At 71.0% G+C, this 21,476-nt stretch carries 21 protein-coding genes; 8 read left to right on the top strand and 13 right to left on the bottom strand.

Annotated elements, in window-relative coordinates:
* The first annotated feature begins 52 nt into the window (after positions 1-52).
* From AB0O67_RS03040 to AB0O67_RS03025, 4 genes are all read left to right on the top strand, one after another.
* On the top strand, positions 53-202 hold the full coding sequence (locus tag AB0O67_RS03040) for a hypothetical protein (RefSeq protein WP_365445148.1): 150 nt from the start codon (positions 53-55) through the stop codon (positions 200-202).
* Between the two features lie 207 nt (positions 203-409).
* On the top strand, positions 410-1,234 hold the full coding sequence (locus AB0O67_RS03035; RefSeq protein ID WP_365445145.1) for a methyltransferase domain-containing protein: 825 nt from the start codon (positions 410-412) through the stop codon (positions 1,232-1,234).
* Positions 1,235-1,674: 440 nt separating this feature from the next.
* Positions 1,675-2,421, top strand: a complete 747-nt coding sequence (locus AB0O67_RS03030; protein ID WP_365445142.1) for an SDR family NAD(P)-dependent oxidoreductase — start codon at positions 1,675-1,677, stop codon at positions 2,419-2,421.
* 62 nt (positions 2,422-2,483) lie between these two features.
* Positions 2,484-3,104 (top strand): TetR family transcriptional regulator, encoded by a 621-nt coding sequence (locus AB0O67_RS03025; RefSeq protein WP_365445139.1) that lies wholly within the window; start codon positions 2,484-2,486, stop codon positions 3,102-3,104.
* 298 nt (positions 3,105-3,402) lie between these two features.
* On the opposite strand, the gene AB0O67_RS03020 is transcribed toward AB0O67_RS03025, so the two are convergent.
* The 5 genes from AB0O67_RS03020 to AB0O67_RS03000 all read right to left on the bottom strand — a co-directional run bounded on the left by AB0O67_RS03020 (position 3,403) and on the right by AB0O67_RS03000 (position 8,922).
* The gene (locus AB0O67_RS03020; protein WP_365445136.1) at positions 3,403-4,233 is read right to left on the bottom strand and encodes an ABC transporter ATP-binding protein; all 831 of its coding nucleotides are present in this window, start codon (positions 4,231-4,233) and stop codon (positions 3,403-3,405) included.
* Positions 4,230-5,381 carry an iron chelate uptake ABC transporter family permease subunit gene (locus AB0O67_RS03015; RefSeq protein WP_365445133.1) on the bottom strand — a complete coding sequence of 384 codons (1,152 nt, stop codon included), beginning with the start codon at positions 5,379-5,381 and terminating at the stop codon, positions 4,230-4,232. Before AB0O67_RS03015 ends, AB0O67_RS03020 begins: the two co-directional genes overlap by 4 nt.
* A gap of 5 nt (positions 5,382-5,386) precedes the next feature.
* On the bottom strand, positions 5,387-6,397 hold the full coding sequence (locus AB0O67_RS03010) for an iron ABC transporter permease (protein ID WP_365445130.1): 1,011 nt from the start codon (positions 6,395-6,397) through the stop codon (positions 5,387-5,389).
* A gap of 31 nt (positions 6,398-6,428) precedes the next feature.
* Positions 6,429-7,484, bottom strand: coding sequence for an iron-siderophore ABC transporter substrate-binding protein (locus AB0O67_RS03005; RefSeq protein ID WP_365445127.1), 1,056 nt, complete (start codon positions 7,482-7,484; stop codon positions 6,429-6,431).
* A 439-nt stretch (positions 7,485-7,923) separates the two neighbouring features.
* Positions 7,924-8,922 (bottom strand): hypothetical protein, encoded by a 999-nt coding sequence (locus AB0O67_RS03000; protein ID WP_365445124.1) that lies wholly within the window; start codon positions 8,920-8,922, stop codon positions 7,924-7,926.
* Between the two features lie 135 nt (positions 8,923-9,057).
* Between AB0O67_RS03000 and AB0O67_RS02995 the strand changes: the two genes are divergently transcribed.
* Positions 9,058-9,927: a helix-turn-helix domain-containing protein gene (locus AB0O67_RS02995; RefSeq protein WP_365445121.1), complete on the top strand. Its 870-nt coding sequence runs from the start codon at positions 9,058-9,060 to the stop codon at positions 9,925-9,927.
* 46 nt (positions 9,928-9,973) lie between these two features.
* Here the strand turns inward: AB0O67_RS02995 and AB0O67_RS02990 are convergent, their stop codons facing one another.
* From AB0O67_RS02990 to AB0O67_RS02960, 7 genes are all read right to left on the bottom strand, one after another.
* The gene (locus AB0O67_RS02990) at positions 9,974-11,164 is read right to left on the bottom strand and encodes an acetyl-CoA C-acyltransferase (protein ID WP_365445118.1); all 1,191 of its coding nucleotides are present in this window, start codon (positions 11,162-11,164) and stop codon (positions 9,974-9,976) included.
* Positions 11,161-11,802: a CoA transferase subunit B gene (locus tag AB0O67_RS02985; protein ID WP_365445115.1), complete on the bottom strand. Its 642-nt coding sequence runs from the start codon at positions 11,800-11,802 to the stop codon at positions 11,161-11,163. Before AB0O67_RS02985 ends, AB0O67_RS02990 begins: the two co-directional genes overlap by 4 nt.
* Complete coding sequence (locus tag AB0O67_RS02980; protein WP_365445374.1) at positions 11,799-12,557, bottom strand: CoA transferase subunit A; 759 nt, start codon at positions 12,555-12,557, stop codon at positions 11,799-11,801. The genes AB0O67_RS02985 and AB0O67_RS02980 overlap by 4 nt, the downstream gene beginning before the upstream one ends.
* Before the next feature lie 2 nt (positions 12,558-12,559).
* Positions 12,560-14,323: an FAD-dependent monooxygenase gene (locus tag AB0O67_RS02975; RefSeq protein WP_365445112.1), complete on the bottom strand. Its 1,764-nt coding sequence runs from the start codon at positions 14,321-14,323 to the stop codon at positions 12,560-12,562.
* Positions 14,324-14,341: 18 nt separating this feature from the next.
* Positions 14,342-16,270: a maleylacetate reductase and hydroxyquinol 1,2-dioxygenase domain-containing protein gene (locus tag AB0O67_RS02970; protein ID WP_365445109.1), complete on the bottom strand. Its 1,929-nt coding sequence runs from the start codon at positions 16,268-16,270 to the stop codon at positions 14,342-14,344.
* 209 nt (positions 16,271-16,479) lie between these two features.
* The gene (locus tag AB0O67_RS02965) at positions 16,480-17,334 is read right to left on the bottom strand and encodes a DUF427 domain-containing protein (RefSeq protein ID WP_365445106.1); all 855 of its coding nucleotides are present in this window, start codon (positions 17,332-17,334) and stop codon (positions 16,480-16,482) included.
* A 138-nt stretch (positions 17,335-17,472) separates the two neighbouring features.
* Positions 17,473-18,342 (bottom strand): alpha/beta hydrolase, encoded by an 870-nt coding sequence (locus AB0O67_RS02960; protein WP_365445103.1) that lies wholly within the window; start codon positions 18,340-18,342, stop codon positions 17,473-17,475.
* A gap of 158 nt (positions 18,343-18,500) precedes the next feature.
* On the opposite strand from AB0O67_RS02960, the gene AB0O67_RS02955 reads away from it, so the two are divergent.
* Together AB0O67_RS02955 and AB0O67_RS02950 are read left to right on the top strand one after the other, a co-directional pair.
* Positions 18,501-19,019: a CGNR zinc finger domain-containing protein gene (locus AB0O67_RS02955; RefSeq protein WP_365445100.1), complete on the top strand. Its 519-nt coding sequence runs from the start codon at positions 18,501-18,503 to the stop codon at positions 19,017-19,019.
* 253 nt (positions 19,020-19,272) lie between these two features.
* Positions 19,273-19,485 carry a hypothetical protein gene (locus tag AB0O67_RS02950; protein ID WP_365445097.1) on the top strand — a complete coding sequence of 71 codons (213 nt, stop codon included), beginning with the start codon at positions 19,273-19,275 and terminating at the stop codon, positions 19,483-19,485.
* Positions 19,486-19,722: 237 nt separating this feature from the next.
* Here AB0O67_RS02950 and AB0O67_RS02945 read toward each other — a convergent pair whose 3' ends face one another.
* Complete coding sequence (locus AB0O67_RS02945) at positions 19,723-20,382, bottom strand: helix-turn-helix domain-containing protein (protein WP_365445094.1); 660 nt, start codon at positions 20,380-20,382, stop codon at positions 19,723-19,725.
* A gap of 153 nt (positions 20,383-20,535) precedes the next feature.
* Here AB0O67_RS02945 and AB0O67_RS02940 point away from each other — a divergent pair, with 153 nt between their 5' ends.
* Positions 20,536-21,270, top strand: coding sequence for an SDR family NAD(P)-dependent oxidoreductase (locus tag AB0O67_RS02940; RefSeq protein ID WP_365445091.1), 735 nt, complete (start codon positions 20,536-20,538; stop codon positions 21,268-21,270).
* Positions 21,271-21,476: the final 206 nt, after the last annotated feature.

Genomic DNA, 21,476 nt, shown 5'->3' with positions numbered 1-21,476 from the left:
CCTCGCGGACGTGGGTACCTGCCACGACCTGGCTGAAGCAGCACTGTCCGGCGTGAACGTCTCTCCGAACGACATCGACGTCTACTACAACCCCGACTGCAGGCCTGGACTGCCGGGAAGCAACGGCGACACCTCCTACAGGCTCGGTAGCCTGCACACCGGCGAGTTCAGCTTCGGCGCGGTCAGTTACCGGGTGCGGTGACATGCCCATTGGGCCGATCGGCGCAGGCGCGGCGCGTCTCGGCCGTGTCAGCTGCTGCCGGTGCAGGATTCGGTGGGGCGGCGGCCTCCGGACGGCCGCACGGCACCGCCTCACTCCGTGAAGAGGTCCGGCCATGAAGCTTCTCGCAGACGCGCGGTCCCGGTTCGTCGGGTGCGATGACGCCCTCCGCGTCGCGCGGGCAGCGACGTGACCGCCACCCCGGGTGGGGACGCACGGGGCGGCGGTCGCTACGGCGAGGCCGTCTTCCGTCCCGAGCAGGCGGGCGAGGGCGAGCGCATCGACTTCGGCGCGTTGGCCTACGACGACATCACCACGTCGCGACTGCGGGCACTCGGGGCCGGCCCGGGGTGGCACTGCCTCGACGTAGGTGCCGGCACGGGCACGGTCTCCCGCCGGATGCTGGACGAGCTCGGGGTGTCGAGCGTGCTCGCCGTGGACCGCGACGTACGTTTCGTCACCGAGCACCCCGTGCCCGGACTCGACGTGCTGGAGGCCGACCTCACCGCCCCGGACTTCGCCCCCGGCCGGTTCCGGCTCGTGCACGCGCGTTTCGTGCTGATGCACCTGCCTGAATACCAGCGCCTGATCGCAGCACTGGCCGAACTCGTCGAGCCGGGCGGAGTGCTGGTGCTCAGCGACGCGGTCGACCTGACGAGCGACCGGACGCCCGGCACGCCGTACACCGCGGTGATGCGGGCGATGTGGCAGGGGCTGTGGGCCACGGTCGGTACCGATGTCTCCTGGGTGCCGTCGTATCCGCACCTGCTGCGCGGTGCGGGACTCATGCCTGTCGCCGCCGAGATCCATGTGCCCCCGCTACTGCCGGGCAGTCCCATCAGCCGCTTCTGGGCGGACACATGGGAGCGGAGCAGGGCAGCGATGTTCGCCACGGGCCTGGTCGACGACCCGGACGTCGACGCCGCGATCCGCTACCTGGGCTCCGACGAATGCGCCGCACTGTCGGCCGGGATGCTCACCGTCTGGGGAAGGAAACCGGGGAAGGCCGCGTGACGGACCGTCCGGGGAGGTCTGCGGGGCCGGCGTGAGCGTTGCCTGTGCGGGAATCGCGGCCGGGATCGACGTCCCCGGCGCTCAGCCCCTCGCTCGCGCCATCGAAGACCACTCTGGAGGGGCCGCCCGTCGCCGTCAGGGCCCGGGCGCCCCTGAGTCGGAGGGCCAGGTCCTCGAACGACCAAGCGTGGCCGCAGCAGACCTCGCCCGATCTGGCATCGCTTGAAGGACATCGACGCCCGGCGTCGACGGCAGATGCCGCGGGGCCTTGCCGAACGGTCCGGGTCGTCGCCGGTCAGGCCCCCTGCCGCACCGTCTCAGGCGACTTACCGTACGGCGCGGCGCCATGTATACGAGTGTAGACTTATGAGGTATGCACTCGTAGATATGCAGGAAAGGGCAGGATGATGGTTCTGAATCTGACTGGTCGCCGAGCTCTGGTGACGGGTTCCAGCTCCGGGCTCGGAGAGGCGATCGCCCGGCTGCTGGCGGCCGAGGGCGCCGACGTAGTGGTGCACGGACGCGACGAGGCCCGGACCCGGAAGGTCGCGGAGCAGGTCGGCGCGGTCGCCATGGCGATCGGCGATCTCGCCACGGACGCGGGCGCGGACGCCGTGGCCGCCGTGGCGGGCGATGTCGACATCCTCGTCAACAACGCCGGGGCGTACGACCACATCGGCTGGGCCGAGGCCACCTCGCAGGACTGGATCCGCACGTATGAGGTGAACGTGGTGTCCGGGGTCCGGATGATCCAGCGGCTGGTGCCGGGTATGCGCGAGCGCGGCTGGGGACGGGTGATCCAGATCGGTGGGGGCCTCGCCACCCAGCCGATCGCCATGCAGCCCCACTACAACGCCACGCTCGCCGCACGGCACAACCTGGCCGTCTCGCTGGCTCGGGAACTGAAGGACACCGGGGTGACCTCCAACGTGGTGGCTCCCGGAGCGATCCTCGTCGACACGGTGAAGGAACTGATCACCACGCTCGCGCCGGAGCACGGCTGGGGCGAGTCCTGGGAGGAGATCGAACGCAACGCCTCCCGCGACTTCGTCCCCAACGACGTCGGCCGCTTCGGCCGCCCCGAGGAGATCGCCGGTGCCGTCGCCTACCTCGCCGGCCCGTACGCCGACTACATCAGCGGCGCCACGATCCGGGTGGACGGCGGCACGATCCGCTCCGCGGTGTGAGCGCGTCGGTCATGTATACGCATGTAGATTTTTAGGTGAAACGCCTGGTTAGACTGCGCGGCATGGAACAGGAACCGCCCAGGACGCCCGCCGTCGGCGACCCGGCTCCCAAGCGGCCCCGCAACGCGGCGGCCACCCGTGAGGCGATTCTGCGGTCCGCCATGGAGGCGTTCTCCCGCAACGGGTACGACGGCGTCGGCGTGCGGGAGATCGCGGCAGCCGCGGGTGTGACCGCCATGCTGGTCAACCGCTACTTCGGTTCGAAGGAGCAGCTCTTCGCCGAGGTGGTGGAAGCGTCCTTCACCCCGCCCACCGTCGTCACGGACGACCCGCGCACGCTGAGCCAGGACGTGGCCCGGGCACTGGTGGAGCGAACGTCGCCCGAGGCCCACCATCTCGACCCGTTCCTGCTGATGCTGCTGTCCGCACCCAACCAGCGCGCCGCGGAGATCATGCGGCAGGGCATCGAGCGTCACGTGGGGCGGCGGCTGACCGAGCAACTGACGGGCAGCGACGTCCCGGAACGCGCGGGGCTCGCCCTCTCGGTGATCGCCGGCACCTGGCTGATGCGCAAGGTCATCGGCGACGCGGCACTGGTGCAGGGCGATGAAGAGGCGCTCGCCCGGCGTCTGGAGGGTGTCTTCGGGTTGCTCTTCAGCGACGACGACGGCGACGGCGCCTGAAGCGCCCGCCCTCAACGACAACGGGTCGGTTCCAGCCGATTCGGTCACCGTCCTGCGAGCCCCGCGCCCACAAGGACGACCTCGTCCACGCCTACCTGAGCGGCCTCGAGGACGATCTGCTGCCCGTGGGAACCCTCGGCGGGAGGGGGTTCACAACCCACGCGGACAACCGAGTTCGCCCTCGCCGACCTCGCCCGTCCCTCCGGCGCCCGGGCGCCGGAGGAACTCGGCGAGCAGCTCGCCCTCCTCCCGTGAGGCGGGAGGGTGCTGCCGAGCCCGCTCCAGCGGCGAGGGACGATCAGCGAGCCTGGGACTCGTGCGCAAGCGCGGGCTGCCAGGAGCGGGTGGGGACGACCAGGGGGCCACCCGTGACGGGGTCGGGGACCACGACGGAGGAGAGGCCGAAGACGTCCTGGACCAGCTCGGCGGTGACGATCTCCTCCGGCGCCCCTTGGGCGACGACGCGGCCGGCTTTCATGGCCACGAGGTGGTCGGCGTAGCGAGCGGCCTGGTTGAGGTCGTGCAGGACGGCGACGACGGTGCGGCCACGCTCGTGGTTGAGCCGCCGGACCAGGTCCAGCACCTCTACCTGATGAGCGATGTCCAGGTAGGTGGTGGGCTCGTCCAGCAGCAGCAGTTCAGTGTCCTGCGCCAGGGCCATCGCGATCCACACTCGCTGCCGCTGGCCGCCGGAGAGCTCGTCCACCGGGCGGTCGGAGAGGTCTGCCGTGTCGGTGTGCGCCAGCGCCTCGGCGACGGCGCGCTCGTCGGCCTCCGACCACTGCTGCCACCACTTCTGGTGCGGCTGGCGGCCACGGGCGACGAGATCGGCGACGGTGATGCCGTCCGGCGGGGTCGGGGACTGCGGCAGGACACCGATGGTCCGCGCGATCTGCCTGCCCGGGACGCGGGCGAGTTCGGTGCCGTCCAGCAGCACGGAGCCCTCACGCGGTTTCAGGAGGCGGCCCAGGGCGCGCAGGACGGTGGACTTGCCGCAGGCGTTGGGACCGACGACGACGGTGACCTTGCCGTCGGGTATCTCCAGGTCGAGGCCCTCGACTACGGTGCGGTCCTCGTACGCCAGGGTCAGATCGCGCGCCGCGAGGCGGCTGACGGGCGGACGACTCATGAGGAGGTGCCTCCGGAACGGCTACGGGTGCGGACGATGAGCCACATCAGATAAGGAGCGCCCACCGCGGCGGTGAGGACGCCGACCGGCAGCTCGATCGGGGCGAACATACGGCGGCCGAGCAGGTCGGCGACCACGACGATCAGCGAGCCGGTCAACGCCGAGGACAGCAGTGGAATCTGGGCCGTGCGTGTGAGCCGGCGCGCGATCTGCGGGGCGAGCAGGGCGACGAAGTCGACCGGGCCCACCGCTCCGGTCGCCACCGACGCCAGGACGACACCGAGCGCGGTCAACCCGAGCCGTACCCGGTTCAGGCGCACGCCGAGAGCGGTCGCCGTGTCGTCGTCGAACGCCGCGCCGCGCTGTGCCCGTGCCGCCCACAAGGCTGCCGGGACGCCGAGCAACATCACGAGCGCGAGCGGGGCGGCCTCCTCGTAACCGCGACTGTTGAGGGAGCCCGTCAGCCAGACCTTCGCCTGCTGGGCCACCAAGTAGTCGCCCTTGGTGAGGAAGAGTTGTGTCAGCGAGCCGAGCGCGACCGAGACACCGATGCCGACGAGCACGAAGCGGGAGGAATGGAGTCCGCGCCGCCACGCGAAGACATAGACCAGCAGCGCCGCCACGACGCCGCCCGCGACGGATACGTACGGAAGGGCGTCGGCGGCGACGGCGTTGAAGGCCAGCGCGGCGACCGTGGCCGCTCCGGCGCCGTGCGTGACACCGATGACGTCGGGGCTGGCGAGTGGATTGCGTGCGACGGTCTGCACGAGTGCGCCCGCGAGGCCGAACGCGGCTCCGGCGAGGAGTCCGACCACCAGCCGGGGCAGGCGCAGCGTACCCACCACCAACTCGTCGGGACTCGGTCGCCCGAACAGCACACGGACCACCTCCGCGGGTGGGACGACGGACTCGCCCACGCACAGGTACGCCACCACCGCGCACGCGAGCAACACCGACAGCGCCGCGGCGACGACGACTGCCCGCCGGTGGACCAGGAAGCTGGCCCTCCCGCCGCGCAGCACGGCGTGCCCGGCGGGACGAACTGCGCGGCCGGCCGGGCGGGCCACGGGTCGTTCGGCGGCGACGACGGGTTGCCCGGGGCTTTCGGCGTTGGCTTCGGCGCGGCTCGATCCGTTCACGCGGCTCATGGGGCTCATGCGGCCACCACCGTCCGGCGCCGGACGAGCGCGATGAGGAACGGCACGCCGATCAGGGCGGTCATGACGGCGACCGGAACCTCCGAAGGCGGGAAGACGATGCGGCCGAGGACATCCGAGCCCAGGATCATCACGGGGCCCAGCAGCGCGGCCAGTGGCAACACCCAGCGGTGCGCGGTTCCCACCAGCGCGCGGGCGATGTGCGGTACCGCGAGGCCGATGAACGCGATCGGGCCGACCGCGGCCACCGCCGCGCCCGTGAGCACGGTCGCGCCCAGTGCGCCGAGCAGGCGCATCAGCCCGACATTGTGCCCAAGGGCCTTGGCGGCATCGTCGCCCAGGGCGAGTGCGTCGAGGCCACGAGCCATCGCCGCGACCAGCACCAGTCCGGCCAGCAGGAACGGCCAGATCTGGCCGATGACCTCGCTGCCGCGCCCACTGATCGAACCGACCTGCCAGAAGCGGAACTCGTCGAGGACACGGGCGTTGGTGGTGGCGATACCGGATACGAGGGCGGCGAGGAAGGCGTTCATCGCGGCACCCGCGAGTGCGAGCTTGACCGGCGAGGCCCCGCCCCGTCCACCGCTGGCGACGGCGTACACGCCCACCGCCGCCAGCGCCGCGCCCGCAAAGGCGAACCAGACGTAGCCGTTGATCGAGTGCACGCCACAGAAGGCGATCGCGCACACCACACCCACCGCCGCGCCCTGGCTGACACCGAGAATGCCCGGTTCGGCGATGGGGTTGCGGGTGATGCCCTGCATCACCGTTCCGGCGAGCGCCAGCGCGACGCCCGCCAGCAGGCCCACGACCGTCCGCGGGGTCCGCAACGCCCGCACCACCTGGGCGTCGTCGCTGTCGCCGCCGTGCAGCAGTGCCTGGATCACCTCACCGGGCGCGATCTGACGACTGCCCACGGCGAGACTCAGCAGTACGGCGACCAGCAGCATCGCGGCGCCGGCCAGCAGCCAAGCGGCCCGGCGACGGGTTGGGGTGGGTGGCGGCATCCGCCGGGCTCACTCTCTCCTACGAGGTTCGTCAGGCGGCCAGGTACTTCTGGAGGTCGTCGAGCACCGCGTTGGCAGCGACGACGCCGAGCCCCAGGTACCAGGTCTCGTCCGGCACGTCGTAGGCGTGGCCCGCCTTGACCGCCTCGAGGTTCTTCCACAGCGGGTTGCCCTGGGCCTTGCTCTTGTCCGTGGCCTTCGGGTCGCCGTAGACGCCCGTGAAGATCCAGTCGGCGTCGGCCTGATCGATGTTCTCGGCGCTGACCTCGGCAGCCAGGTCCGCGATGTCCTGGTTCTTCGGCCGCGGGATGCCGAGGTCCTTCAGGATCGTGCCGATGAAGGAGTTGTTGGCGTAGAGCCGGACGACTCCGTCGGGCATGTACCGGACCATCGACACGCTGGGCTTGTCGGCGCCCAGCTCGGCGCCGAGCGCCTTCACGCGCTTGTCGTACGCGGTGAGGTTCGCCTTGGCCTGCGCGGTCTTGTCCAGCGCGGCGGCGTTGAGGAGGTAGTTCTCCTTCCACGTGAAGCCGGGGCGGATCGAGAAGACGGTCGGCGCGATCTGCGACAGCTCGTCGTACGAGGCGGCGGCGCGCAGCTGGCTGCCCAGGATCAGATCCGGTTCGAGGGCCGCGATCGCCTCCAGGTTGAGGCTGTTGATGGTGCCGATGTTCGCCGGCGTGCCCGCGTCCTTCTTGAGGTACGAGGGCAGTTCCGGCGAGCCCTCGCTCGGAGCCAGGCCGACCGGCTTCACGCCGAGGGAAACAACGTTGTCCAGCTCGCCGACGTCCAGCACTACCACGCGCTTGGGCTGGGCCTTGATCTCGGTGCTGCCCATCGCGTGCTCGATCGTGCGCGGCCACTCGCCGGGCTTGGCGTCCGTGCCGAGCTCGGCTGTCTTCTTCGCCGCGTCGGCGAAGTCCTCGCCACCCATGGCGACCGACTTCGAGTCCTTGGCACCGGACCCGGCCGCGGTGGACGCGCTGTCGCCCTTCCCGGACGTACCGCTGCTGCCGCACGCCGTGAGGGAGAGCGCGGCCGCGAGGGCGAGGGTGACTACGGCTGAGCCGCGGCGCCGAAGTGGCATGGGAGGTGCTCCTTGCTGTGGTCCAGCTTTGAACAATTAGGCGAGGCTAACCTTAAGTGAAAGCTGTGGGCCGAGTGCAAGGGGGGCACGTACGCGACGGCTGCACACCGAGAGGGCGACGGCGGGATCGGACCGGGGTTGCGCATGTGGCCAGCCGGCTCCGCGCCGGGCCTTGCCGTCGGCGCTACCCGTCCGTCCCTGGCTCACCGGTGAGCCGGGTCGCGAGACGGTAAACCACGGTGACGTCGTGGTAATCCTGACCGGGAACGACCCTGTCGGGAAGGTGCCTCCGGTCGCTGTGGCTCATCGACTCCCGCTCCCCCGCGCCCGGGAAGCGGACCGCCGTGCGGGGTTCGTCGGTGAAGCGGAGCCGTTCGGCGTGGACCGTCGACCGGAACGAGACGTCTCCTGCCGTGCGCTCATCTCCCCCGCTCGTCGTTCAGGGCGGCTCCTCACGCTCGTCGATGGTGCGACGGCGACTGGTCCGCGGCGGCAGCTTCCCGTCCTCGCCGCGCACCCTGCGCGTGCGGGTGGCGCCCTGGCTCCGGGCGGCCCGGCCCCGGCCTTCGGCGGGCCTGCGCGCCGTGCTCCGTTCGGCCGGCTCGGTTCCGGCTGCGCTGCCGCCCGCCGCGTCGGGTGCGTCCTCGGGGGCGCGGCCCGCCTCCCCTACCACCTCGTCCGCGGTGTCCGTCACGTCCGCGGCCTTCTCGACCACACTTCCGGTGGTGCCGCCGAGCCCCTCCCCCACCCTTCCGACAGCCTGACCTGCCTCGTGACCGACGCCCTCCACCGCGCGCCCGGCGCCACTGCCGACGTCCCCCAGAGCTCTTCCAGCTCCCTGACCGACGTCCTCCGCCACGGAGCCGACCCCCCGGCCCACATCCTGTACGGCGGCCCCGGCACCCTGCCCCACATCCTGGACGGCTCTTCCGGCACCCGTACCCAGCTCGCCCACAGCCTGACGGGCCCCGCCACCGACGTCCCGCACGGCCGACCCGACCCCGCGCGCCAGCTCATGCAGGATCTCGGGGTTGCGATCGAGCGTGGTGAGCACCCGGTTGATGATCGTCGCGACATTGTCCAGACGCACCCGGAGCTGCGCCTGCGCCTCGACCCCTGAGATGCCGAGGTGCACCCGGCCGAGCGAGACGTCGGCACCCACGTTGAGCTTCAGCAGATCCAGCACCTCGGCCTGCAGGGAGACACGCGCTCGCAGGTCGTCGACCTCCAGGTCGATCTCGTCGACCTTCAGTACGGGGACGTCGAGGAAGACGTCGGGGTCCGCGTCGGCCACCCGGGCGCCGGTCCACCCGCTGTCTTGCTCCTCGTCGTGCGGCCCGGACTCGTCGTACTCGTCATCGTCCTCGGCGTCGGGTTCGCCGTCGTTCCGGTCACGCTCTTCGATGAGTTCCTCGTCGTTCTCGGCGTCACCGTGCATCGCCGCGCCTCCGCAGTGTGGCCGTATGTTGCGTCCATTTTGATCCAGTATGGGGATCAATGCGCGATCGACGCCGGGCCCGTCGGCTATGATTGAGCATTCAACCAGCTTGGTGGTGCCCGAGGAGGTCGCACCGTGGCAGAGCTCGGACTGGCCGACACGGTGGGGATGCTTCGCCTGCCCGGTGTGCGGCCCCGGTACAGCAGCGCTGGGCTCGGGTGGGAGCACCTGTATCTGTCCGCGCAGAGGGAGCAGTCCTACCGGGCGAGGTTCGACCCCGCTCCGACTCATCTGCTCATCCTGCACCTCAGCGGACCGGTCACCGTGCGCCGGGGTGAGGGCGGCGCGGCGCGGTCGCGGACCGTTCCCGCCGGTGGACTGTTCCTGCAGCCGGTCGGCCGGGAGCTCAGCGTCGAGCTGGGTGGCCCCCTGGAGACAGTCCACGCCTACCTCACGGACCAGGCGCTGTGCGAGGCCAACGAGGGGCGGCCTGTCCAGCTGTCCGAGGAACTGGGTTCCACCGATCCGCTCGCCGAGCAGCTCATGATCGCGCTGGATACCGCGGTGCGCCGCTGGGAACCGTCGGCCCGCACGTACGTGGACCATCTGACCGGCATGCTCGCCGCTCAGCTCGCCCGGCGGCACGCCGCGCGACCGGCAATGCGGGTGCCGGTCCGCTCCGGACTCTCCGACCGGCAGCTCACCGCGGTGCGGGACCTCATCGGGGAACGCCTGGCCGAGCCGCTGCCGATCGCGGATCTGGCCGCCGCCGCCTCGCTCAGTGTCAGTCAGTTCACGCGCCAGTTCCGCGCGAGTACGGGCCAGTCCCCGCACCAGTACGTGTTGCGCCTTCGCCTGGAACACGCGTCCCGGCTGCTGCGCACCGGGTCGGCGCCCATCGGGCAGGTGGCCATCGCGTGCGGGTTCTCCCATCAGGAGCACCTGACCCGGGTGATGCGCGCCCGCCTGGGCACCACCCCGGCCGTCGTACGCCGCGAGGGATGAGAGGGAGCGGCGACCGCCCCCTCTCCCCTTTCCTCCCCTCTCCCGCTCAGCGTTCCAGCACCAGCGCCAGCGCCTGTCCCACGCCGATGCAGAGCGCCGCCAGACCCGTTCCCGTGCCGGCCGCGGCCAACTGGTGGGCGACCGCACCCGCGACGCGGGCCCCAGAGGCGCCCAGCGGGTGTCCGATGGCGATGGCGCCACCTCGCGGGTTCACGACGGACCGGTCGAGTTCGGGCAGCGCCGCCAGACAGGACAGCACCTGGGCCGCGTAGGCCTCGTTGAGCTCGATGGTGCGCAGGTCGGCCGCGTCGACCCGCGCCTTCGTCAGGACCTTGCGGATGGCGTCCACCGGGCCCAGTCCGAAGTACTGCGGCTCGATGCCCGTGACCGCCGCCGCCCGCACCCGGGCCAGCGGTTCGCGGCCGATCGCCGCGAGCCCCTCCTCGTCGGCCAGGAGCAGCGCGGACGCGCCGTCGCTCAGCGGTGAGGCGTTGCCGGCCGTGATGGTGCCGTCGGGCAGGAATGCCGGCTTCAGCTTCGCCAGGGCGTCCAGGGAGGTGGTGTCGCGGATGCCCTCGTCGCGCGGCAGGTCCACGCCGTCGACGGCGACGACCTCGCCGCCGTAGAGGCCGTCGCGCCACGCGGCGGCGGCATTGGTGTGGCTGGCCAGCGCGAAGGCGTCCTGCTCGGCGCGCGTCACGCCGTACTTGGCGCCCACGAGCTCCGCGCTCTCGCCGAGGGGGATCGTCCACTCCCCCGGCATCCGCGGGTTGACCATCCGCCAGCCCAGGGTGGTGGAGTGGAGCTGCTGGTCCCTCGCCGGGTAGGGCCGGTCCGGCTTCTGCAGCACCCACGGGGCGCGGCTCATGGACTCCACGCCGCCGGCCACGGCGACGGAGGCGTCGCCCAGGGCGATGGCGCGGGCCGCCTGGACGACGGCCTCCATGCCGGAGCCGCAGAGCCGGTTGACGGTGGCGCCGGGCACGCTGACCGGCAGGCCTGCCAGCAGGACGGCCATCCGCGCCACGTTCCGGTTGTCCTCGCCGGCTCCGTTGGCGTTGCCGAACAGCACGTCGTCGATGCGGGCCGGGTCGAGGCCGGGACTGCGTTCCACGAGGGCGCGCAGCACGCCGGCGGCCAGGTCGTCGGGGCGTACGCCGGACAGCGCGCCGCCGTATCGGCCGAAGGGGGTGCGTACGGCGTCGACGATGTAGACGTCACGCGATTGTTCGATCATCGGGGGCTCCTCACGATGAGAGATGCGGACGTGCGGTCGACGACCTGCTCCGCCGTCACGCCCGGCGCTGTCTCGACGAGCGCGAGTCCCCGCGGGGTGACGTCGAGCACGCACAGGTCGGTGATGACGCGATCGACGCAGGCCCGTCCCGTCAGCGGGAGCGTGCACTCCTCGACGATCTTGGAGCTGCCGTCCCTCGCGGTGTGCTCCATCAGCACGATGACCCGCCCCACGCCGTGCACGAGGTCCATGGCGCCGCCCATGCCTCTGATCATCTTTCCGGGGACGGCCCAGTTGGCCAGGTCGCCACGTGCCGAGACCTGCAGCGCACCGAGTACGGCGGTGTCGATGTGGCCGCCGCGGATCATGCCGAAGGACAGCGCGGAGTCGAAGAACGCCGCCCCGGGCACCACCGTCACGGTCTCCTTGCCGGCGTTGATCAGGTCGGGGTCGACCTCGTCCGGCGCCGGGTACGGTCCGACACCGAGCAGGCCGTTCTCGGAGTGCAGGACGACGTCCACGCCGGCCGGCAGGAAGTCAGCCACCAGCGTGGGCAGCCCGATGCCGAGGTTCACGTAGTCGCCGTCGCGCAGTTCATGTGCGGCGCGTGCCGCCATCTCCTGTCTGCTCCAGCTCATCGCTCGCGTACCGTCCTCTTCTCGATGCCCTTGTCGGCCGCCTGCTCCGGGGTCAGTGCCACGACCCGCTGGACGAACACGCCGGGCAGGTGGACCTCGTCGGGGTCGAGTTCGCCCGGCTCGACGAGTTCCTCCACCTCGGCCACGGTGATGCGGCCGGCCATGGCGGCCAGCGGGTTGAAATTGCGGGCCGCCCGGTGGAAGACGAGGTTGCCGTGCCGGTCGCCGCGGGCGGCACGGACGAGGGCGTAGTCGGTGGTGACGGCGTGTTCCAGAACGTGCTCGACGCCGTGGAACACCCGCACCTCCTTGGGTGGTGAGGCGACCGCGACCGAGCCGTCGGGGGCGTACCGCCACGGCAGGCCTCCCTCCGCCACCGCGGTTCCGACACCGGCGGGTGTGAAGAACGCCGGGATGCCACTGCCGCCCGCCCGCATGCGCTCGGCGAGCGTGCCCTGGGGAATCAGCTCGACCTCGAGCTCACCTCCCAGGTACTGGCGGGCGAACTCCTTGTTGTCACCGATGTAGGAGCCGGTGACCCGGCTGATGCGGCCTGCCGCCAGCAGCACGCCGAGACCGCGTCCGTCGACGCCGCAGTTGTTCGACACGACGGTGAGGTCGCCCGCGCCGGACTCGTACAGCGCGCCGATGAGCACCTCGGGGACACCGCTCAGTCCGAACCCGCCGACGGCGAAGGACTGTCCGTCCATGACGTCTGCCAGGGCCTGCGCGGCCGTGGCCACTTGCTTGTCCATGGTCACCGCCCCAGGATCCGGCGCAGTGCGGCACGCAGCTCGTCCCGTGCCTCCGCGGCGGTCTCCGGTGCGGTGCCGTGGCGCCAGGCCACGTAGCCGTCCGGGCGCACCAGGAGCACCCCCTCCTCGGGCGTCTCGCTCACCCTGCTCCATTCGCCGTAGGCGTCACGGGAGTCGTCGTCGCCGATGCGCACCAGGCGCAGCTGTATGCCGAGTTCGTCGCGGCAGGCTTCCGCCGCCGCCTCCCAGACCCCGCCCGACAGTCCGGTCAGCACAGTGAACTCGCCCTTGCCGACGACGTCGAGCGTGGAGAGCCGCTGCCCCGCGCTGTCCACGAGCCAGGCGTGCGGCAGCTTGGCGCCCGGGCGGGTCGTGGGACGCGACACCAGCTCTTGGTCGTCCAGCCAGTGCTCGGCGGGAGAGTCGTCGGCGAGGACCGCGCCGGAGACGTAGCGCTGGTTCATCTCGACGCCGTGCGCGTTGAACTCGTAGTTCTTGAGCTGGATCGCGTCCTCCAGCAGCCGGCGGCGCTTGGCGCCCTCGGCGGTGCCGGCCCGCAGTGCGGCGAGTCCCTCGGCGATGGTCCGCTCGTCGCTGTCCGCGCCGACGCCGAGCGTCTCGAAGACCGGTCCGAACTGGTCGCGGCTGAGGTTCGCGCGTTCGACGATCTGCCGCCCCACGGGGGCGCGTTCGGCCGAGTAGCTGTCCAGCAGCTCCGGTTCGGCCTCACCGCGCACGACCATGGCGAGCTTCCAGGCCAGGTTGTACGCGTCCTGGACCGAGGTGTTGGAGCCGAGCCCGTTGGACGGCGGGTGGCGGTGCACGGCGTCGCCCATGCAGAACACCCGCCCGGACGAATAGTCCGATGCGTAGGTGTGGTTGACGGTCCACAGCGAGGTGGACGTGATCTCCACGGGCAGGTCCGGAGCGCCGATCAGATCCCGTACGATCCGGCGCGCCTCCTCCTCGTCCACCGAGGGCGGCGGCTGCTCGATGTCGTAGCCCCACACCAGCAGCCACTCGTTCCACGGCCGGACCATACGGACCAGGCCCATGCCGATGCCGCCGGTCGCCGCGCCGGGCCGCAGCACCCAGTACAGGACGCTGGGGCGGTGGGCGCAGTACCGGGCGAGGTCGGCCTTGAAGACGATGTTCATGCTGCCGGCCTTGCCCATGCGCCCGTCCATGGGGAGGCCGATCTGCTCGGCGACGGCACTGCGTCCGCCGTCGGCGCCGATCAGGTAGCGGGCCCGTACGGTGAACTCGTCGCCGCGGATCCGGTCGCGCAGCAGGGCGGTGACCCCGTCCTCGTCCTGCGTGAGGCTCAGGAACTCGGTGTCGAAGCGGACCTTGGCGCCCCGGGCCGCGGCGTTGGTGGTGAGGATCGGCTCGAGGTAGGTCTGCGGCAGGTCGATCATCTCGCAGGGACTGGTCGACGCGTACTCGGTCAGGGAGCCGGGCCCCGTGCCCCAGCTGCGGATCCGGCCTATCTCCTCGCCCGTGAGCGCGGTGCACAGCACCGTGTCCCCCATGACCTGGGACGGGCTGCCCTGCGCCAGGGCCTCGGCTTCGACGCCGAGATCCCGCAGGACCTCCATCGTGCGCTGGTTGGTGATGTGCGCCCGGGGGGTGTTGGCGAGCCAGCCGTACTTGGTGACGAGGAGGGTGCGGATGCCGTAGGTGGCCAGCAACAGGGCGGCCGAGCCCCCGGCGGGGCCGCTGCCGACGACGAGGACGTCGGTGTCGTAGGTGTCCGTGCGGGTCATGAGTGGCCTTCTCCTCGGTCAGTCTGTCAGGGGGGCGATGCGGAAGACGTGGTCCAGGCGGCGCCACTCCCCGTCAAGGCTCCGGCCGTCCGGGGTGGGGCCTGCCTGCGGGGCGAAGTCGACGACGAGCTGGTCCTTCACGCCGAACACGGTGTCGCTGTCGAGGTAGGAGCCGCCGGCCACGAACAGCTGCGTGACGAGCCGGCGGTGGCCGAGCGCGGCGATCATGAAGTGCAGGTGCGGCGCCCGGTAGGGGTGGCGGCCGACTGCCGCGAGCATCTGTCCCACGGGGCCGTCCTGCGGAATCGGGTACTCCGAGGGCAGGATCGACCAGAAGGTGAGCCGTCCCTCGGCGTCGCTGCGCAGCCGCGCCCGCAGGACGGGGCCGTCCAGCTCCGGCAGCTGCACGTCGTAGAAGCCGTCCTCGTTGGACTGCCATACGTCGACGACGGCGTCCTTGACCGGCGCGCCGGCCGTGTCGGTGATGCGGACGTCCACCCACAGGGGGGTGCCGGGCAGGCCGCCGGAGATGTCGCTGCCGTGCTCCGCCTCGGGCGGTCCCTCCACGTAGAAGGGGCCGAGGACGGCGGACGGGGTGGTGTCGGGGGTGCGGGAGTTGGTCAGCAGGTCCACGGCGCTGGAGACGCCCAGCACGTCCGAGAGCAGCACGAACTCCTGCCGGGTGGGGCCGCACACCTCTCCCGTCCGGGTGAGGAAGTCGATCGCGTACTGCCATTCCGTCTCGGTGACGTCCTGCTCGGACACGAAGGTGTGCAGGTGCCGTACGAGGGCGGTGAGCAGGGTGCGGACACGGGCGTCGGATGCCTGCGCGAAGCTCGCCACGACCTGATGGGTGAGCCGGGCCGTCGTGGCGTCGGTGGTGTCGGACTCCCGGGGGCGGCGGCCGTGCCAGGCGTCGGCCAGCAGGCCTTCGACATTTTCGGCGGTGAGTTCCCGGGGGTTCGGGTACGGCGTCGCCACGGCCAACCCGGCCGCGCGGGCCAGCTCGGACTCGGGCATGCGCAGATCCCGCAGCGAGGTCGGCCCGCCCAGCGAGGTGATCAGGTCGTACACGCCGCTCGGTGCGTCGGGCACGTCCAGTGCCCGGGCGATGCGGCGCATGGCGTCCGGGGCGGCGGGCGCGTTGAAGGCCATCGCGTGCGGAAGGATCACGGTGTGTGTCTCGGCGTGCGGCAGGCCGAAGCTGCCGCCGAGGGTGTGGCAGAGCTTGTGGTGCAGGCCCATGCCCACCGTCGCGAGGCACGTGCCGGCGAGCCATGCTGCCTGCAGCAGGTCGGTCCTGGCCTCCTGGTCCGCGGGGTCGGCCGCCAGCCTGGGCAGCGCCCGGGCGATGAGGGAGATCGCGTCGAGGGCCCGCCGGTCGGTGACCGGGTCGGCGTCGGCGGAGTACAGGGCCTCCACGGCATGCGCCATGGCGTTCACACCGCTGGTGATCGACATCGGCAGCGGAAGCGAGAGAGTGAGGTCGACGTCGTAGACGACGGTCTCGGGCAGGATCGCGGCCGAGGACCGGGTGACCTTGTGCCCGTCACGCGTCTCCCCCAGCACGGGGGTCACCTCGGATCCGGCGTACGTGGTCGGTACGACGACCTGGGGCAGGTCCGTGCGCAGCGCGAGCGCCTTGGACAGACCCGTGGTCGAGCCGCCGCCTACGGACACGAGGCAGTCGGCGCCCGCCTCCCTCAGTACGGCGAGCGCCGCTTCCGTCACCTCGGACGGCGTGTGCATGGCGGCGCCGTCGAACTCCGCCGCCAGCAGGCCGCCGAGAGCGTCCCGGACCCGCGCCGACGCGTCCGCGAGCGGTGGGCTGGAGAGCAGCAGCACCCGGGAACCGCCGAGCCGCCGTACTTCTTCGGCGAGTTCCCCGACGGTGCCGGGACCGAAGATCACCCGTGCCGGATGGGAAGTGTGCACGAACGTCCGCATGGGTCCATCGCCTCCGCGTGTCGGTCCAATCACGGTTGTGCCTGGCCACCGAGTGTGCGGGTTACGGGCGTGTGAACTCCTGCACGTTCGGGGCGTGCCGTTGCACGAAAGGCGCATGGGGGGTGACGTGACACCGGAGGACCGGGCCGGGCGGGGCGGCGGGACGTCGTACGTTGCGGGTGTTCGCCGGGCTGCCGGGGCGGTGCGTCTCAGGCGGCCTCGTGGGCGTCCAGGCCTCGGTCGATGCCGTGGGGGACGACGTTCTGACCGGGTTCGAGGCGCAGCGGCACGCCGTCGAGGGAGACCTCCACCTTGTCCGGTTCGAAGGACACCAGATCGCTGACCAGGCCGACCTCCTGGTACGCGTCGCGGTACGCCCACGCGGCGCGACGTGCCTCGCCGATGACGTAGTAGTCGCACAGGCCCTTGTAGGGGCAGAAGGTCTGGCCGTCGGCAGCGCGCAGCCGCGTCTCGTCGATGTCGGCGCGCGGGACGTACCAGCGCGGGGCGAATCCGGACTCGAAGAGGACCAGGGGGTGATCGGAGCGAGCGATCACGCTGTCGCCGAGGCGGACCTCGAGGATGCGGGAGGTGTGGCGGAAGTCGATGCGGTGGTAGGGGTCCGCGGCGTGGCCGAGGATGCGGTCGTCCTCCTCGTAGAAGGCGTCCATCGCCCGCCAGGCGAAGGCGATGTGCCCCTGGAGAGCGGCCGCGTGCGGGGGCAGCGCGGTGAACTCCCAGGCGGCCCGCTCGGCGCTACGGCCGTCGGCCCGCACCGCGTACCAGGCGGTGTCGCCGAGGTCCTTGTGCCGGGTGACCTTGCCGCTCTCGACCAGGGCCTGCTCGTCGATGTCCTCGCGGGGGAAGTAGGCGACGGGGTAGCGGCCCGGTTCGTGAAGCAGCGTCACCTGCTCGCTGTCGGCGATCCAGGTGTCGTGAAACCTCACGCGCATACGGCGGCGCAACCGCTCGGCGAACAGCAGACGTTCGGGGAGAGACGCCGGGGTGAGGAAGTGTCCGACGGCGCCTGGGGCGAGGGGGCCTTGTTGCCAGGACAGTCCCATGGCGTGCTCCCTCGGGTGTGTGAGGGGGGCAGGGTGCGCGAGGCCCGGCCTTCTGGTGTTGCCGGGCCATGTGCCGGCAGCGGCGGCCGAGGCGATGGTCCGCGGCCGCCGCAGCCGCTCTCACGCACGCGCTTGACGTCATGCGAGGACCCGTGCGAGGAAGTCGCGGATGTGCTCGGTGATGGTCTCGAGGTGGCTCTCCAGGGCGAAGTGCCCGGACTCGAGCAGGTGGACCTCGGCATCGGGCAGATCGTCGCGGAACGCCTCCGCGCCGGCAGGGCCGAAGATCTCGTCGTTGGCGCCCCATACCGCCAGCAGCGGGACCTGGGAGTCGCGGAAGTACTGGTGGACCTGCGGGTAGAGGTCCACGTTGGTCGGGTAGTCGCGGAAGAGCTTGAGCTGGATCTCGTCGTTGCCCGGGCGGTCCAGCAGCGCCTGGTCGTGCACCCAGTTGTCGGGGCTGACCAGACTGGGATCGGCGACACCGTTCACGTACTGCCAGCGGGTGATCTCGAGGGTCAGCGCGGCCCGCATGGGACCTTCGGTGTCCGGCCCCGGGGCCTGGGCGTAGGCGAAGGCGCCGTCCCAGAAGGGCTTGACGAAGCCCGCCTCGTAGGCGTTTCCGTTCTGGGTGATGATCGCCGTGACACGGTCCGGGGACTGGAGGGCCAGACGCCAGCCGATGGGGGCGCCGTAGTCCTGTACGTACATCGCGAACCGGTCGACGCCCAGCTGCTGGAGCAGGCCGGCGGTGACGTCGGTGAGGGCGTCGAAGGTGTACGGGAAGTCCTGCGGCGTGGGCATCGCGGACTGGCCGAACCCGATGTGGTCGGGAGCGATCACGCGGTAGCGGTCGGCGAGGGCCGGGATGAGCCCGCGGAACATGTGTGAGCTGGTCGGGAAGCCGTGCAGAAGTACCACGACCGGCGATTGTGGATCGCCGGCCTCCCGGTAGAAGACAACGAGGCCGTCGACGGTGGCGGTGCGGTGGTGGACTGCGGCAGCCATCTTTCTAACCTTTCTCTCGCCCTTCACTGGTTCCATCGCCAGTCGAGCACGCGTGACCTAACCTGTCAAGACAGTATCGACGGTTAGATAGTGACGGGAGCCGTCCAGGGTGGGACCGTTCATGTAACCTGCGAAGCAGATCGAGTCGGTTAGGAGGTATGGCGGTGGCCGACCGAGAACCGCAGGAGACGCTGTTGGCACTCCTGAACAGCACACCATTGGTCAGCGGTGCCGTGCAGGACGAGCTGGCGGACCCGGAAGCGGCCGAGCGCTGGCAGCACGCGCACGGCGGCACCGGAACCTTGGACGAGCTCCGCAACCTCATGCAGGCACGCGAGGCCCTCCAGGACGTGGTGCGCGGCACTCGCCCCGCGACGTCGCTGGCGCCGGTGCTGAAGGGCGTGACTTCGCGTCCGCGCCTCTCTTCCGAGGGGGTCTCGTGGGAGCTGGACGCCCCCGCGGAGCGACGGCTGGCCGTGGAAGCCGTGCTGGCGTGGAGCGAGGCGCAACAGGCGCTCCCGGGCCGGCTGCGACCGTGCGCCAACCCCGAATGCCGCCTTTTCCTCATCGACCGCAGCAAGACGAACATGGCCCGCTGGTGCTCCATGGCGGTCTGCGGCAACCGCATGAAAGCAAGGCGCCACTATCAGCGCACCAAGGGCGCCACGTCCGCATAGCGGCTCCCGCCGCCGTCTCACCGGTCCCGGAACCAGGATCGGGCCGAGCGCACAGATCACCGCGCCAGTGGAGCTGCCTCGGCCGGCCGTCCCACAGGGGGTCCCCCGACGCGCACGAGGACACCTTCTACACCGCCGAGACCCCGCATGACGGGGAATCACACATCAGCTACGGTCGCCCAACCACCCCTCGCTCAAGGCCATCGGCATTCCGGCCGACGTCGACGCGTACCTCTGCGGGCCGACGTCCTTCATGGACGGTCTCAGCGGCCTCCTGCACGAGCACGGCCTGCGCCCCGAGCGGATCCATGCGGAACAGTTCAGCGCCCTCACCGCCATCAACCCCGGCGTCACCGCCACTGCCGCGGTGCGGCCGCACCAGCCGCTCGGGGCCCACGGGGACCGGCCCCTCATCACCTTCGCCCGCAGCGGCATCACCACCCCCTGGTCAGCCGCCCACGCCTGACTTCTCGACCTCGCCGAAGCCTGCGACATCCCCACCCGCTGGTCCTGTCGCACCGGCGTCTGCCACACCTGCGTGAGACCCTTGTGGCAGGCGACGTCGCCTACACCACCCCACCGCTCGAACTCCCCGAGCCGGGGACCGTCCTCGTCTGCTGCAGCGAACCGGCCACCGAAGTCGTCCTCGCTCTCTGATCGACGGCAATGAGGCGACGCGGCGCGCTCCGGCGCCCGCCGTGCGTCAGGCCGAAGAGCCGACCGAAGGGCCGGCCGGAGAGTCGGTGAGGTTCAGGCGCGACGGAGGCGGATGGGGCAGGGTACGGGCGCCGGCAGCGAACAGGCCGTCGAAGGCCAGCTCCAGGTAGCGGCGCCAGGCCTGTGGTTGCGTGGCCAGCAAAGGCTCCGCCGTCTGGTGAATACCGCCGAGGAGCAGGACGATGTCCGTTCCCGTGATGTCGCCGCGGATCGCACCCTGGTCCTGGGCGCGGACGGTGAGTGTCTCCACGATGCCGCAGAGACGGTCGATGGCATCCCGCACCTCGGCATGCTGCAGCGAAGGCCGTCCGATCACCTCGCAGAACGCGCGGTCGGCGGCGAGCGCCTCGACACCGGCCGTCATGAACTCCCGTAGTGCCTCGCCCGCGTCGTCGGCCGCCTTGAGCCGGTCCGCCGTGTCGAGCAGCTGATCGAGCACCTGGAGCATGATCGCCGCGAGCAGTTCCTCCTTGGAGGCGAAGTGCCGGAACACGGTGCCCTTGGCGACGCCGGCGCGCTGGGCGATCTCACCCATCGACACCTCCATCCCGCGCTCGGCGAACGCCGAGGTGGCGGCCGCCAGCAGGAGACGGCGGTTGCGCACCATGTCCGCCCTGGGACTCGAAGGCGTCGTCGTCTCGGTCATGTCTTCCTCCTCCGTGAAGAGCAGCCTACCAGCAATATGACCAGCTGGTCATGTTGGGTGCTACGCTCAACATGACCCATCGGTCATCTTCCGATGCGCCGCTTCGGCCACCCATTCGGTCGCCCGCCGCATCCACTCACCCCGGAGGAAAAAGTGAGCACCCTTGCAGGAAAAGTCGCCCTGGTCACCGGCGCGTCCTCAGGCATCGGCCAGGCGACGGCACTCGCCCTGTCGGAGGCGGGGGCCAAGGTGGTCGCCGGCGCACGCAGGACCGACCGGCTCGAAGCGCTGGCGAAGGACGCCCCCGGCGAGATACTGCCCCTCGCGCTCGACGTCACCGACCAGCGGTCGGTGCAGGACGCGGTCGCGGCGACCGTCGGGCATTTCGGCGCACTCGACATCGTGGTGAACAACGCGGGCGTCATGCTCAGCGGCATGATCCTCGGCGCGGACACCAGGGAGTGGACGCGCATGGTCGAGACCAACCTGCTCGGCTCGATGTACGTGGTCCACGCGGCGCTGCCCCACCTGCTCCGCTCCAAGGGCGCGGTGGTGCAGATCTCCTCGACGTCGGGACGTACGGCATCTCCCGCGAGCGGCGCGTACGCGGCCACGAAATTCGGCATCAACGCCTTCTCCGAGGCGTTGCGGCAGGAGGTCACGACCCAGGGCGTGCGCGTCGTCGTCGTCGAGCCCGGATTCGTCTCGACGGAGCTGACCAGCCACATCACCGATGAGGCGATGCAGGCCGCGGCCAAGAACATGGCCGGGTCCATGCGCACGCTCCAGTCCGAGGACATCGCCGCCGCGGTTCTGTACGCGGTCACCCAGCCCGAGCACGTCGCCGTCAACGAGATCCTGGTCCGGCCGACCGATCAGACCCAGTGAGCACGGGGGTGCGGGCTCGGCGGGCCGATCACTGGGCCCGCATCCCTCGCCCGGCGTCACCCAGGGGGCCACGAGTGACGTAGGCCACACCTCTCGGTGTCACAGGGGGCGGGGCTGTCCGGTCTGAAGTGCGTATCCGGAACCCGACCAGGAGATCGCCATGGAACCCCGTCTGAACTTCTTCGGCAACGCCTTCGCCGGCAAGG

The organism is Streptomyces sp. NPDC086077 (genome assembly GCF_040686175.1).
GTDB lineage: Bacteria > Actinomycetota > Actinomycetes > Streptomycetales > Streptomycetaceae > Streptomyces.
The sequence above is the reverse complement of the archived record's forward strand: the minus strand, read 5'-3'. Positions and strand labels throughout refer to the sequence as shown.